The organism is Streptomyces sp. NPDC012510 (assembly GCF_042955065.1).
In the GTDB taxonomy this organism is placed as follows: domain Bacteria; phylum Actinomycetota; class Actinomycetes; order Streptomycetales; family Streptomycetaceae; genus Streptomyces.
On record NZ_JBIBEN010000006.1, the window covers coordinates 422478 to 435489 of the forward strand.

Here is a 13012-nt window from a genome sequence, read left to right on the forward strand (position 1 = left end):
GCGCAGTTCCCCGCGCCCCTAAGGGAGTGCGCGGTTCCCCGCGCCCCCAGAGGAGTGCGCGGTTCCCCGCGCCCCCAGAGGAGTGCGCGGTTCCCCGCCCCCAAAGGATCGCGCAGTTCCCCGCGCCCCTAAGGGAGTGCGCGGTTCCCCGCGGCCCCAGAGAGGTGCGTACTTCCCCGTGCCCCCAAAAGATCGCGCAGTTCCCCGCGGTCCCAGAGGGGTGCGTGCTTCCCGGTGCCCCTAGAGGGTCGCGCGGTTTCCCGTGTCCCTGAGGTGGCTGGTCAGGCGTTCTTTGGCCAGGCGGCGTAGCTCTTCCGCGACCACCATTCGCTCCTCCTCGGGGTCGTTCGCCAGGCGGGTGCGGATGCCCTCCAGGGCTCGGTCGAGGATTTCGCCGGGGCCGGTGCCGTCCGGGGCGATGACGAAGACGTGGCCGAAGCGGGCCTCGTAGGCGGCGTGGGCGGCGTTGAGGGCGGTGTGGGCGGCGCCGTAGGTGTCCTCGGGGAGCGGGGGGAGGGTCTCGCCGGCCAGGGCCTCGGCCAGGTCCGCCGTCGTGAGGTCGTACGCGGCCTCGTCGGAGGCGGCGAGTAGGGCGTCGAGGTCGGGGTAGGGGCGGTGGTCGGTGAGGCGGTGGGCCCAGCGGAGGCTGCGGAGGCAGGTGAGGAGGGCCTGGCGGGCGGTGTCGGCGGGGGCCTGGTTGAACCGCTCCAGGGCCGACGGGGCCGGGGCGTGGACCTGAACCTTGACCTGCTCCGTCATGGCGACCTGGCCGGGGAGGCGGGGGAGACGGTGCGCGGGCAGCGTGGTTCCTCGGCGGTGCGTAGGGGGTGGCGGGGCAAGCTGAGCGAGATGCGCCACCACGTTATCGAGGCAGGTCATGGATTGTCCGTTCGATGCCCGAAATTCACCCGAACGGGAGAGTTTCGGAACCTGTGGTGGACGGGTCGGGTGGTGGGACGTCGTAGGTTTCGTGGAGAGGGCTCGGAAGAGAGTCGGGAGTGAACCGGGGGACGGCGCGGGCGAGAGGTGTGTGAGAGGTCGTGGACGGTGACCGTAATCGGGACCAGGGGCGCGTCGTGAACCGTGGCCGGCGCAGGGCTCCCCGCAGGAAGACGGCGATCACCTCGAAGGGGTTGCTCCTGGGTACGGGAGTGGCCCTGGCGGGCGGCGCGGTCGCGGTGGCCGTGACCGTGTGGCCGGGCGGCGGGACCCGCACGCCGAGCGGGGCGGAGCCGTCCCGCGAGCGGTCGGTGTCGGCGAACGCGGCCGAGGGGGCGCCGTCCCCGTCACCCTCCCGCACGTATCCGCTCTCGCAGGCACCCCGGACCGTTCCCGCCGTACGGCAGCATGAGGCCGCCCGCGGTCCCGGCTGGAAGCCCTCCGACGGCAGCCGGATCGTCGTACGGAACGCGGAGCTGGCGGACGAGGGGCGGCTGACCGCCGACGAGCTGGGTCTGGAGTACGCCGGGGAGGCCCGGCCCCGGGACGGGGACGTGGAGCTGGCGCTCGACGGGACGGGGAAGTCCGGCTCGGAGGCGTACACGCTGACCGTGAAGGACCGACGGGTACGGATCGCCGCGCCCGCCGAGGCGGGCGTCTTCTACGGCACCCGCACCCTGAAGCAGGAGGTGCGCGGCGGCGGTACGGCGCCGGAAGGCGTCGTCCGGGACGAGCCGGCCAAACCGCAGCGCGGGTTCATGCTCGACATCGCACGCAAACACTTCACGGCGGGCTGGATCGAGGACCGCGTCCGTGAGCTGGGCGACCTGAAGTACAACCAGCTCGGCCTGCACTTCTCCGACGACCAGGGCTTCCGGATCGAGTCCGCGTCCCATCCCGAGGTGGTGTCGGAACAGCACCTCACCAAGGCGCAGGTGCGGAAGATCCTGGACCTCGCGAAGAGCCGGCACATCGAGGTCGTACCGGAGATCGACTCACCCGGCCATCTGGGCGCGGTGATCGCCGGCAATCCGGGACTGCAGCTGGTGAACGCCCAGGGTGTGGCCGCACGCGGTGCCGTCGACATCTCCAAGCCACGGGCGGCCGAAGTCGTCGACGAGCTGCTCGACGAGTACGCCGGTCTGTTCGACGGAGCGTACTGGCACCTCGGCGCCGACGAGTACCGGGCGCTGATGGTGTCCGACCCCGAGGCGTCCTACCCGCAGCTCGCCGCCGCCGCGCGGCAGAAGTACGGCGCCGGCGCCACCGTCGCGGATCTGGCGACCGGGTGGCTCAACGACCGCGCCAAGGTGATGCGCGGCCACGACCGGACCGTTCGGGCCTGGAACGACGGGTTCTTCAGGGGCGGCTCGGTCCAGGCGGACAAGGCGATCCAGGTCGCGTACTGGACGGGCAAGGAGATCGGGGCCCGGCCGCCGGTCGAGTATCTGAGCGCCGGGCGGCAGGTGATCAACTACAACGACGAGTACCTGTACTACGTCCTCGGCGAGCCCAACCAGTTCGTCTACCCGACCGGACAGCGCATCTACGAGTCCTGGACCCCGAGGGTGCTCCGCGGCACGACCGCCGTCTCCGCGCAGTACGACGACCAGATCCTCGGCGGTTCCTTCGCCGTCTGGTGCGATCTCGCGAACCGGCAGACCGAGGCGCAGGTCGCGGCGGGCGTACGGATGCCGCTGCGGGCGCTGTCGCAGAAGCTGTGGGACCCGAGGAAGCCGGGTCTGAGCTGGACGCAGTTCCGGGAGCTGGCGGGGAAGGTGAGCTGAATTCGGGCATCGGAACCTGGACCGGCGGACCCCTTGGCTGAAAACATTCTTTTCCGGATGCTCGACCGGCTCGGGGTCGTCCCTCTGTGACACTCCCGCGTCGTCGCACGCAGTAAGGGGAAGTGTGGGCTCCGTATAACCGGGGCGTGGTCGAGCGGGATCTAGGGGAGGCGTGATGAGCCTGGTGGAGCTGATGGCCCAGGCCGACGAACGCGGTCTGGCGGCAAGCGGGTTGGCTTGTTTGGATCGCTGCGTACCGCTTCTCGGGGGTGACGACGAGGTTCTGCGTCCGCTGTGGGCGGGGCTGGTGGACGACGGGGCGGGGTGGGGAGAGAAGGTCACGAAGGTGCGCGGTGAGCTGGATGCCGCGGTGTCGCCGCCGTCGCCCTCCGGTGGGGAGGAGGTCGTCCTGCTCGTCCGTCGGATGCTCGACGCGGTTCCCGCGGAGCGGTCCGGCGACGGGCTGCGGGAGTGGGCCGACCTGTGTTCCGTCTCCGCCCTGCGTGTCCACCAACTGCTCGACCCGCTGGACGCCGGGGGCGACGACTCGGTGGCCGCCTGCCGGGAGGGCCGTACCGAGGGTGTGTCCCATCTCGTCGCCGCCGAACTGCGTCGTCAGTTCGTGGTGCTGGAACTGCTCGCGCAGCACGGCGCCTCGGGGGTGCGGCAGGCGCTGGGTGTGTCCACGGAGGGGCGTCGGGTGCTGCGGGCGGTCGTGTCGCGAAGGGCCCGGGGGCCGAGGCGGTAAACCTGGTTTCTTCTGGTGGTCCTGTGGGTGTCCTGGGGCCTGGTGTGGTGGTCCTGCACCGGTGTCGCGCAGGGCGGCGAAATCGTGTGACGCGCGCGGTGGGGCGAGCGCTGTCCCCAGTGTGAGCGCACAGCAGACATTCAGTCCGGTCAGTACGTCCCCTGCTTCGGGGAGCCTCGGGAACCGGTCCGGGAGTGCGGCGAAGCCTGTCCGGTGGGCGGCCGACGCGGTGGCGATGATGCGGGAGGGCGCGCGGGTGCGCCTCGACTACTCGACGCGGAGTCTGTGGCGAGTGGACCGGATGATCGAGGAGATACGGCGGGAGGGGGCGCCGTACGCGGCCGTGGAAGGGGTGTTGAGGGGGTTCGGGGCGTACGGGGGTGAGGTCGTGGTGCGTTCCGTCGGGGGTGAGTGGGTCGAGTCCGGGGGTGGGTACTGGGTGCGTGCCTGGGACGGGCGGTTCTGGGATCCCTTCGATGAGGCTCGGCGGTGCTTTGCGGGGGAGGGGTCGTTGCGGTTGCTGTGCCACGACGCGATGGCCTCCGGCTGAAGCGGGGTCTTTCGCCCTCGCCGCCCCTACCCGGTTCATCCTCAGATGCTGCGCCCTTCGACCGCCTTGGGTGTGTTCTTCGGGTGCGGGTGGGTGGGGCTGGTCGCGCAGTTCCCCGCGCCCCTGAAGAGCAGGGGCTGGGCCCTGCTCTTCAGGCCCACCAGGGCCTGGTTCTTCAGGGGCGAAGGGAACTGCGCGAGCAACCACGTACCACCCGCGCCTAGGGGGTGAGGAGTTGGCCGAGGCGGCCGGCTGTCGGTGTGGCCAGTTGCGTGCGGCCGTAGTACGACGACTGCGGGCGGGACGGCGTGCCGTTGAGGGACGGGACGTACAGGATCGTGCCGTTGCCGCCGTCCTCGCCCTCCGTTCCGGTGAGCAGGTCGGCGTGGCCGTCGCCCGTGACGTCGGTCAAGGAGGTCGCGGAACCGAACTTGTCGTCGGTCTCGGTGGAGCCGGCGATGTCCGGGGCGTCCTGGGAGAGCGCGAGGGAGCCCGTGCCGGTCAGGCCGGAGGCCGTTCCCTTCAGCAGCCACGCCGAGCCCGCGTTGGAACGGTTCTTCCCGGCCCGGGTGATGTCCTCGTTCGGTGCACCGGTGAGCACGTCGGCGTGACCGTCGGCGTTCACATCGCCCACCGACACGGAGGACCCGAAACCGTCGGACGTCTCGGAGGCCCCCTCGACGTCCGCCGTGGCCTGGTGGATCGTCGTCACGCCGGTGGTGGTGAACCCGGTGGACGAGCCGGGCACCATCGTGACCTGACCACCCGCGTTGCCGCCGGACTCGGAGGCGTAGGGCTGGCCGATGACGATGTCGTCGTAGCCGTTGCCGTTGACGTCGCCCGCGGCGATGGCGCGGCCGCCCCTGACGGTCAGGGTCGAGGCCTTCGTCAGCCCCAGCGACGTGGAGCCCTTGAACCAGGTCACCTTGCCGGCCCCGGACGCGTCGCGGTAGGTGAGGGCCACGTCCGCGTAGCCGTCCCGGTTGAAGTCGCCGGTCGCCGAGTCCGCGTACGCCAAGGAGCCCGTCGCCGTGGTGAGGTCACCGGCGACCTCGTGGCCGTCGCCGAAACGCGCCGCCCAGTTGCCGCCCGTACCGGTGGACGCGGTGAACACGTCCGCCCTGCCGTCGGCGTTGAAGTCCCCCACCGTCACGGTCGCGCCGAACCGCGCGCCCCTCGGCTCGTAGTCGTCACCGAGGGCCATGGTGTCGGCGTCGGCGGTGAAGGCGGGGCCGTAGAGGATCGTCACGGCGCCCCGGTCGGCGTGGCCGGTGGTGTCGTCCTCGCCGGGCGCGCCGATCGCGAGGTCCGCGTACCCGTTGCCGTCGATGTCGCCCCACGCGGTCGCCGCGCCCCACTGGTCACCGGACTCGGCGGCGCCCGGCACGCCCGCGCTCGCCTGGTCCAGGCGCAGCTTGGACGCGGGGACGGGGCCGTTCACGCCGCCGGGGACCAGGGTGAGCGAGCCGCTGCCGACGCGGTGCGTGGGCGCGACGAGGTCGCTGACGCCGTCGCCCGTGTAGTCGGCCGTCGGGATCGCGGAGTCGCGGCCGGGGGAGGCGGCGTAGCGGCGTATCTCGGGAAGCCTGGCGTAGAGGTCCCTGCCGGGGGACGTGGTGGTCGCGGCGTCCTTGCCGCCGGAGATCACGTCCAGCTCGGCCGACTCGCCCCCTGCGAACACCCCGCTGTCCTCGGCCGCCGTCAGCGTCACCTTCCCGGTCGGGTCACCGTCGTACTGGCCCAGTTTCCAGGCCGCCAGCCGCGCCACGGACTCCACGGCCGCCCGGCTCGGCCTCGCGCCGTTCTCGAAGTCGCCGAGCACCGCGATGCCCGTCGAGTCGCCGTCGAAGCCGGGGGTGTGCTCGCCGCGCACCGACAGGTCCGCGCCGCCCGCCCGGCCCTCGTAGACACGACCGCACTTGTCGACCACGAAGTTGTAGCCCAGGTCGCCCCGGCCGGCCGTCTGGATGTCGTAGGCCGTCAACGCGCGGATCAGGGCCGGGGACTCGGCACAACTGTAGGCGTCGGTCCCGCCCGTGTGGTGGACGAGGACCGCGCTGATCCTGTCGATGTACTGCGCCGCACCCGTCACCGTCGACTCGTCGGCGCCCCAGCGGGCCCGGCTGACGATCGGGGGGCGCGTGACGGTCGAGGCGAGGGGGGTGGGCACATCGTCGGCGACGAACGCCGCGGGGACCATGTCACCGGCCGGGTCCGGGTTCCGTGACTCCTCGGCCGTCAGTCCGGGATCGACCAGACTGACCTCAAGTCCCTTAGGCAGCCCGGCCGTCGCGGAGCCGTCGGCTGCCACTACGCGGGCCTCGACGCCGTCGCTGGGACCGACCCAGACAGGCGCGGAGGTGCCCCGCGCGACTCCCGTGACGGGCGTGGCCGGGACGAGCGTGCGCCAGGCGGTCCACTCGCCGGTGGCCGAGTCACGGGTGCGTACCTGGGCGGTGCCGTCGAGTTCGTCGGCGCCGGTCCAGGAGACGCCGAGGAGGGAGAAGGGACGGGCGGTGGTGCGCGCCAGGGCCCGGCGGCCGTCGCCGGCGTCCGTGAGTGCCAACGTGCGCACCTCGACGGGCCGTTCGGCCCGAGCGTCGAAGGTGCCGCGGTCCGCCGGACCGGCCACGGCGTACGACGCGGTGCCCACGCCTCCCGCCACCACGGCCGCCAGCGTCAGCCACGCCCTCCGCCGCACACGTAACGGCTGGTACGCACGGGTCTTCCGGCGGCTCAAATGCCCCACTCCCAGAGGTGATCGACAAAGCTGCCACCCGTCACACGGGTGGCCTTCTACTCCAGCGCACGGACCGCCCCGAGCGTCACAGGTGCGACTGTGTCCCGCACCACCTCCGGCGTCGTTCTCCGGGGCCCGCTGGGGGAGACACGGAAGCGGCCGTCGCGAAGGCCGAGGCCAAGAAGCTGTGGAACGTGCTCGATGGACTGTCCGTGGCGCCCGGTGATGCGGCCGCAACTCTCATGGGTGAGCGCACCCGCCGGCGCACCGTCGAGATGATCGACTCGTACGAAACGGTCGTCCCTGGTCTCGACAACGGGTGGCGTCGCGGCCCGCTGTGACACTTCCGTGAAGCCCGGCGCAGATCATCGTGGGGGCTTGGCGGCGGCCGGGACGGTCCCCCGGAAGGCGATCCCGGCACTGACGTGGCCTGTCTCGGACGGCTTGGGGCCAGGGAGGGGAGCCTCGGCGCGTGCAGGCGTACGACGGGGAACTGGGCGCGGCCGTCGCGCGGGCGCAGGCCGGGGACGAGGCCGCGTTCGCGGTGGCGTACCGGCTGGTGCAGCCCGGACTGCTGGGCTATCTGCGCGGCATCGTCGGGGACGACGCGGAGGACGTCGCCTCGGACGCCTGGCTGGAGATCGCGCGGGACCTCGGGCGGTTCAAGGGCGACGGTGCGGGCTTCCGGGGCTGGAGCGCGACCATCGCCCGGCACCGGGCCCTGGACCATCTGCGGCGCCAGAAGGTCAGACCCCGGGCGACCGCGCTGGAGAACGACCTGCTGGAACTGCCCGGCACGCACAGCACCCAGGACCAGGCCCTGGAGTCCCTCTCCACCGAGCAGGCCCTCGCACTCGTCGCCCGGCTGCCCCGCGACCAGGCCGAGGCCGTGCTGCTGCGGGTGGTCGTCGGCCTCGACGGCCCCGCCGCCGCCCGCGTCCTCGGCAAACGGCCGGGCGCGGTCCGCACGGCCACCCACCGGGGCCTTAAGCGCCTCGCCCAGCTCCTCCGGGCCGAAGGGGCGAGCGACGGTGTGAGTGAAGGTACGGGCGAAGGTGTGACGGATGACGGCTCCCGGACGCTGGGGGAGTCGAGATGACCGACCGCGACGACGGCCCCCACGGCCATGCGGACGACGACGGTCACCACAGGCACGGGCACGGTCGCCACGGCCACAGCCGCGGCTTCGACGGCCGCGGCGCCGGCCGTCAGGGGCACGACACCAACGGAAGAGCGGCTACCAGGAAGGGCGCGAGATGCCGTCGGGCAGGGGCGGAGTCGGACATGGATGAACGGCGCGACAGCGGACACGGGGCCGAGCGCCGCCCGACCATGAGCGACGCCCGCCACGAGACCGCCGCCGACACCCGCCCCGACATTCCTGCGGACCTTTCGCCAGGCCTCTCGCCGGGCACTCCTGAGGGCCTCTCCTCGGGCACTCCTGCCGCCGTTCCGCCCGGCACTGCTGCCGCCGTCCTCTCCGTCGACACCCTGCTCGCCGCCGTACGCACGGGTGCCGAGGTGGGCAGTGAGGGTGAGGCGCGGGCCGTTGCCGCGTTCCGGGCGGCCCGGGAGAAGGGGGCGCGCACCGCTCGTACAAGGCGTCGCGACGACTGGCGGCCGAACGCCCGACGCCGCGTACAGCTCTCGATCCGCACCACCCTGGCCGTTCTGCTGGCCAGTCTGACCCTCGGCGGAGTCGCCTTCGCGGCGATCGGCTCGGCGGTGCGCGACGACGGCGGCGCCGACGGAAACCGCTCGGGCCAGGACCGCCGGTCCTCGAGGGACGGCGCCCCCGCCCGGTCCGGACCCTCCGACGTTCCGCATGCCCCCGACACCGGCATCGACACCGACACCGCGCCGGGCGATCCGCCCGCCGAGTCGGGGGACACCGAGGCCCACTGCCGTGCGTGCGCGAAGACGAACGAGGGGCGCGCCGACAAGGCCGATAAGATCGATAAAGCCGATAAGCGCGACAAGGCCGACAAGGCTGACAAGGTCAGGAAAGAGGGCAAAGCTGACCGATCGGCGGACGAGGTGACACCACCGCAAGGGTCAACCCCGGCGAACAAGTCGACACCATCGAGTGAGCCCAAGCCGTCCGAAGAGCCGAGCGAGACGGGCCGGTCCACGGTCTCGGACGAGTCGGACCAGTCGGGTTCCTCCGGCGGTCGGCCGGAACGGCCGGGTGCGGGGCGGGGAACGAAGTAAGGCCGGCGTGCTCGCGAGACCCCCGTACTCGCAAGACACCCGGCCGACTCCGCCGATGGCAACGGTCGGGGCCGCCACCCCCCACAGGAGAGGCCCCGACCGTCGCGCGGCACGGGCCGCGCGGCGACCCGTACTACCTACAGCGCCGCGCCTGCGTTTTCTGTCACACCTCACCGCATCACGAGTCAGTTGCATGTTCTACGGACATGGACGGTCAGCGGTTTCAGGCCGTAACGTGCCTTTCGCGCCGGATCGTGGATGGCGGAAGACCACCACAACCCTCCACGGCCTGGCACCGCAACCATCCATGACCATCCATTCGAGGAACCACGACGGCGACAACCCGGTCCGTGAGAGCGGGGCCGGTCGAGGCGCAAAAGAGGGGCGCGCGCGGGTGCTGGGGGACGACGCGGAGCTGACCGCCGCGGTGCTTGCGGCGCAGGACGGTGACGAGACCGCGTTCCGGACTGTGTACCGCTCGGTGCACCCACGGCTGCTCGGGTACGTACGGACGCTGGTCGGGGATCCGGACGCGGAGGACGTCACCTCCGAGGCCTGGTTGCAGATAGCCCGTGACCTGGAGCGGTTCAGCGGTGACGCGGACCGGTTCCGGGGCTGGGCCGCCCGGATCGCCCGCAACCGGGCACTGGACCACATACGCATGCGGGGGCGCCGTCCCGCGATAGGCGGCGACGAGACCGAGCTGACCGGCAAGGCCGCCGAGTCCGACACGGCCGGCGAGGCCATGGAGGCCCTGGCCACCGACCGGACGCTGTCGCTCATCGCCCGGTTGCCGCAGGACCAGGCCGAGGCGGTGGTGCTGCGTGTCGTGGTCGGCCTCGACGCGAAGAGCGCGGCCGAGACGCTGGGCAAGCGCGCGGGAGCCGTCCGCACGGCCGCGCACCGAGGGCTGAAACGGCTCGCCGAACTGATCGGGGACAATCCGGAGACGGCTTCGGAGGGCGCCCCGGAATCCGGTGATCCGCTGGACGCCGTCCCCCCGCCGAGAGAACCGCGCGCACGCGCGACCACGTCCGCCGGTGTGACGCATACGCGTTCGCGGACGCAGAAGGATGTGTGATGGCCGACGAGCAGTACAGGTGGCTGAACCGCGAAGTCGCGGAGCGGCTGCTGCGTGGTGAGCCGCTCGAAGCCGTCGACGCCGACACCCGCGCCCGTGCCGACCGGCTCGCCGAGGCGCTCGGCGCCCTGGCCGCGGAGGCCGCGGCCGCCCCGTCGCAGAACGCGGAACTCCCGGGCGAGCAAGCCGCGTTGGCCGCTTTCCGGATGGCCCGCACGGCCCGTACCGCCCGCTCTGTCGAACGCGCCGAATGCCTCGCGCGCGCCGCGCACTCCGAGGCGGCGGAGCCGGGCCGTGGCAGCCGTACGCACGCCGTCCCGGCCCCGGTCGCCGACGCCGGACTCGTACGCCTCGGCCGTCCCGTGTCCTCCGCGCCGGACGGCCGCCGGGCCCGTTGGGGCCGCCCTGTGCGGTACGGGCTGGTCGCGGCGCTGGCCGCCGGGATGCTCGGCGGGGTCACGCTCACAGCCGGTGGCGGCGCGCTGAGCACGTTCCACGACGACGAACCGGAACCCTCCGCCTCCATCCCCGCCGCCGAGACGCCGGACCGGCTGCTGTTGTCACCGTCGCCGAACGCCGATCCGGGCGACGGCGAGCGGGGGAGTCCGGCCGAGCCCACACCCGAGGGCTCCCCGGACGTCACGCCGAACGGCGACGACCCCTCCGGCGGCACCGACGCGGAGCGCCTGCCCGGTGACACCGGGCAGGGCGAGGGCACCCGGAAGTGGTGGAACAGCGTGTTGTCCGCCTGCCGTGACGTGCGCGCCGGCAAGGAACTGGACGCCGACCGCCGGCGCGGCCTGGAGGGCGCGGCGGGCCGCAAGAACCAGGGGCAACTGAAGCGGTACTGCGAAGGCGTCCTGTCCGGCGCCGAGAATCCCGGCAAGGCGAAGCGCCCGGGAACGGGAACCGGCACGGGGACCGGCAGGGGCACCGGGACCGGCTCTTCGGGCTCCGACGGCTCCACCGGTTCCTCCGGCGACGACAGGACGCGGTCGGGCAAGGACTCCGACGAGGACGACGACTCCCACAGGGGCAAGGGCCGCAAGGGGAACGGCAAGGGCGACGGAGACGGCCCCCGGCACGGCGACGGCGACGGCAAGGGCGGCAAGAACAACGGCGGCAAGGGCGGCAAGGGTCACGGTGGCCGCGGCCATCATGGTCAGCTCGGGGCGGTGACCCCCGTCAATTTCGGGTGCCGCGCCGGCGCAGACGTTTCGGATGTCCCCTGGACCACCCCGCCCGCCGACCCCGCCACCCGGTCACCGCTGTCCCGCGCGCTCTGACAGTCTCCCGCTGCCTCTATCCCGCTCCCTCTATCCCGCGCCCGGTCCCGCGCCCCACGCTCGCGCCCCCGCGCCCCGTCCATCGCTCGCGCCCCCGCGCCCCGTCCATCGCTCGCGCCCCCGTGCCCCACGCTCGCCCGCTGCGGGTCTCGGTGGCCGGCGCTCGCGCACCGTTCCCCCTGACCGTACTCACGCACCCTCCCTGACCTGCGCTTTCATAGACACACCGAATTCTTTCGCGGAACGGGTAACACTTTCAGCCGCCCCGGCGCAGTAATGAGTGAGCCGACTGGTCATCGGCCGTCGCACAGAGCCGGGGTTCCCCCCGTACCTACGGCTCGTGCACCTCGGCGCGGGCGGGACACGTTCCCCCGGTCCCGCCCGCGCCCCATACTCCATCCCCCGTGATCCCCCGTGGTGGTCCCCTGTGGACCCGTTGCTCCTCCTGACGCGTTGGACGCCCTCCCGCTATGCGTGATGTGGCGCACGTCACTCCACTTCTTCGGTGGCGGACAAGAGCGCCTCGTCACCAGTACACGACCACTTTGTCGCCGTTCCTGACCTGCTCGAAGAGCTGCGCGATCTTCGCTTCGTCACGGACGTTGACGCAGCCGTGCGAGGCGCCGTAGTAGCCCCGGACGGCGAAGTCGGACGAGTAGTGGACGGCCTGCCCGCCGCTGAAGAACATCGCGTACGGCATGGGTGTGTCGTACAGGGTCGACCAGTGGTCGCGGGACTTGAAGTAGACGTGGAACACGCCTTCGCGCGTCGGCGTGTACTGCGAGCCGAACCGCACCTCGACCGTCGACAGCGTCCTGCCGTCCACCATCCAGCGCAGGGTGCGGCTCGTTTTGCTGATGCACAGCACCCGGCCCGTCGTGCAGCGCGGATCGGGGGACGCGGCCGACTGCCCGCCGTACGCGTACAGGTCCCACTTGCCGGGCTCCCGCGTCATCCTCAGCAGCCGCTCCCAGGTGGCCGTGTCCGTCTTCCCGGTCTGCGGCAACCCCCGCTTGCCCTGGAAACCCCTGACCGCCCGGACCGTCAGATCGTCGTACGTGCCAGTGGGCCCGGCGAAGAGCCAGGCGACCTGTCGCAGCCGCGCCTGCAACTCGCGCACCTCCGGCCCTTCATCGCCCTGGTCCCAGAGCACTCTCGGGGCGGGGGTGGGGGTCGGAGTGGGGGAGGGCGGCACGGTCGTCGGGGACTTCTCGGGGGCGCCCTTGCCGTCGCGGCCGACCTCGTCGCCGTCGCTGTCACCGCTGTCACCGCTGTCATTGCTGTCGGCCCTGGCGCGATCGTCCTGTTTCGGGTCGGCGCTCGGTGTGGCGGTCACGTCGACGCGCACGGGCTGGCGCTGGCCGCCGTGCACCTGGACGCCCTGGGCCGTGCAGGCGCCCGCCACGACGAGAGCCGCGAGCGCGGCCACCGATCTCCGCATGTCCTTGGTACGCATTCGGCTCCCCGTCGTCTCATCGGCGCGTCCGACGCGCCCGTGTCCGGTCGCTCCGCCGGAGAGCTTCCGGAGGGCGTCCGAAAGAGGTTTCCCAAGCGTGACCCGTAGCGAACAAAGGGGCATGGTTGTGAGCAAGGTCCCAGCGTGGGGCCCTCCACCGGGCGAACGGCCGCCGCTACAGTCCGTCGCGAGGGTCGTCGTACTGGCAAGTAAC

The 13012-nt window shown here is 72.3% G+C and carries 12 protein-coding genes; 8 read left to right on the forward strand and 4 right to left on the reverse strand.

Annotated features, from left to right (window positions below; genetic code table 11):
* Positions 1–240 precede the first annotated feature (240 nt).
* Positions 241–879 carry a 2-oxo-4-hydroxy-4-carboxy-5-ureidoimidazoline decarboxylase gene (locus tag ACFY9I_RS14535; protein ID WP_391001274.1) on the reverse strand — a complete coding sequence of 213 codons (639 nt, stop codon included), beginning with the start codon at positions 877–879 and terminating at the stop codon, positions 241–243.
* A 197-nt stretch (positions 880–1076) separates the two neighbouring features.
* Here ACFY9I_RS14535 and ACFY9I_RS14540 point away from each other — a divergent pair, with 197 nt between their 5' ends.
* From ACFY9I_RS14540 to ACFY9I_RS14550, 3 genes are all read left to right on the forward strand, one after another.
* Positions 1077–2726, forward strand: a complete 1650-nt coding sequence (locus ACFY9I_RS14540; protein ID WP_391001277.1) for a family 20 glycosylhydrolase — start codon at positions 1077–1079, stop codon at positions 2724–2726.
* A 175-nt stretch (positions 2727–2901) separates the two neighbouring features.
* On the forward strand, positions 2902–3474 hold the full coding sequence (locus tag ACFY9I_RS14545; RefSeq protein ID WP_391001279.1) for a hypothetical protein: 573 nt from the start codon (positions 2902–2904) through the stop codon (positions 3472–3474).
* A gap of 121 nt (positions 3475–3595) precedes the next feature.
* Complete coding sequence (locus ACFY9I_RS14550) at positions 3596–4024, forward strand: hypothetical protein (protein ID WP_391001282.1); 429 nt, start codon at positions 3596–3598, stop codon at positions 4022–4024.
* A gap of 41 nt (positions 4025–4065) precedes the next feature.
* Here ACFY9I_RS14550 and ACFY9I_RS14555 read toward each other — a convergent pair whose 3' ends face one another.
* Positions 4066–4227 carry a hypothetical protein gene (locus ACFY9I_RS14555; protein WP_391001285.1) on the reverse strand — a complete coding sequence of 54 codons (162 nt, stop codon included), beginning with the start codon at positions 4225–4227 and terminating at the stop codon, positions 4066–4068.
* Positions 4228–4244: 17 nt separating this feature from the next.
* Positions 4245–6773: an FG-GAP-like repeat-containing protein gene (locus tag ACFY9I_RS14560; protein WP_391001288.1), complete on the reverse strand. Its 2529-nt coding sequence runs from the start codon at positions 6771–6773 to the stop codon at positions 4245–4247.
* Between the two features lie 185 nt (positions 6774–6958).
* On the opposite strand from ACFY9I_RS14560, the gene ACFY9I_RS14565 reads away from it, so the two are divergent.
* The 5 genes from ACFY9I_RS14565 to ACFY9I_RS14585 all read left to right on the forward strand — a co-directional run bounded on the left by ACFY9I_RS14565 (position 6959) and on the right by ACFY9I_RS14585 (position 11342).
* Positions 6959–7105, forward strand: coding sequence for a hypothetical protein (locus ACFY9I_RS14565; protein ID WP_391001291.1), 147 nt, complete (start codon positions 6959–6961; stop codon positions 7103–7105).
* A 131-nt stretch (positions 7106–7236) separates the two neighbouring features.
* Positions 7237–7863 (forward strand): sigma-70 family RNA polymerase sigma factor, encoded by a 627-nt coding sequence (locus tag ACFY9I_RS14570; RefSeq protein WP_391001294.1) that lies wholly within the window; start codon positions 7237–7239, stop codon positions 7861–7863.
* A gap of 185 nt (positions 7864–8048) precedes the next feature.
* Positions 8049–8975, forward strand: a complete 927-nt coding sequence (locus tag ACFY9I_RS14575; RefSeq protein ID WP_391001296.1) for a hypothetical protein — start codon at positions 8049–8051, stop codon at positions 8973–8975.
* Between the two features lie 394 nt (positions 8976–9369).
* Positions 9370–10056 carry a sigma-70 family RNA polymerase sigma factor gene (locus tag ACFY9I_RS14580; RefSeq protein WP_391001478.1) on the forward strand — a complete coding sequence of 229 codons (687 nt, stop codon included), beginning with the start codon at positions 9370–9372 and terminating at the stop codon, positions 10054–10056.
* Complete coding sequence (locus tag ACFY9I_RS14585) at positions 10056–11342, forward strand: hypothetical protein (RefSeq protein WP_391001299.1); 1287 nt, start codon at positions 10056–10058, stop codon at positions 11340–11342. Before ACFY9I_RS14580 ends, ACFY9I_RS14585 begins: the two co-directional genes overlap by 1 nt.
* 526 nt (positions 11343–11868) lie before the next feature.
* Here the strand turns inward: ACFY9I_RS14585 and ACFY9I_RS14590 are convergent.
* On the reverse strand, positions 11869–12798 hold the full coding sequence (locus ACFY9I_RS14590; protein ID WP_391001301.1) for a L,D-transpeptidase family protein: 930 nt from the start codon (positions 12796–12798) through the stop codon (positions 11869–11871).
* Positions 12799–13012 lie beyond the last annotated feature (214 nt).

Coding starts and splice junctions, on each gene's coding strand:
- ACFY9I_RS14535 (WP_391001274.1), bottom strand. CDS start 879: ATGACCTGCCTCGATAACGTGGTGGCGCATCTCGCTCAGCTTGCCCCG.
- ACFY9I_RS14590 (WP_391001301.1), bottom strand. CDS start 12,798: ATGCGTACCAAGGACATGCGGAGATCGGTGGCCGCGCTCGCGGCTCTC.
- ACFY9I_RS14575 (WP_391001296.1), top strand. CDS start 8,049: ATGGATGAACGGCGCGACAGCGGACACGGGGCCGAGCGCCGCCCGACC.
- ACFY9I_RS14545 (WP_391001279.1), top strand. CDS start 2,902: ATGAGCCTGGTGGAGCTGATGGCCCAGGCCGACGAACGCGGTCTGGCG.
- ACFY9I_RS14585 (WP_391001299.1), top strand. CDS start 10,056: ATGGCCGACGAGCAGTACAGGTGGCTGAACCGCGAAGTCGCGGAGCGG.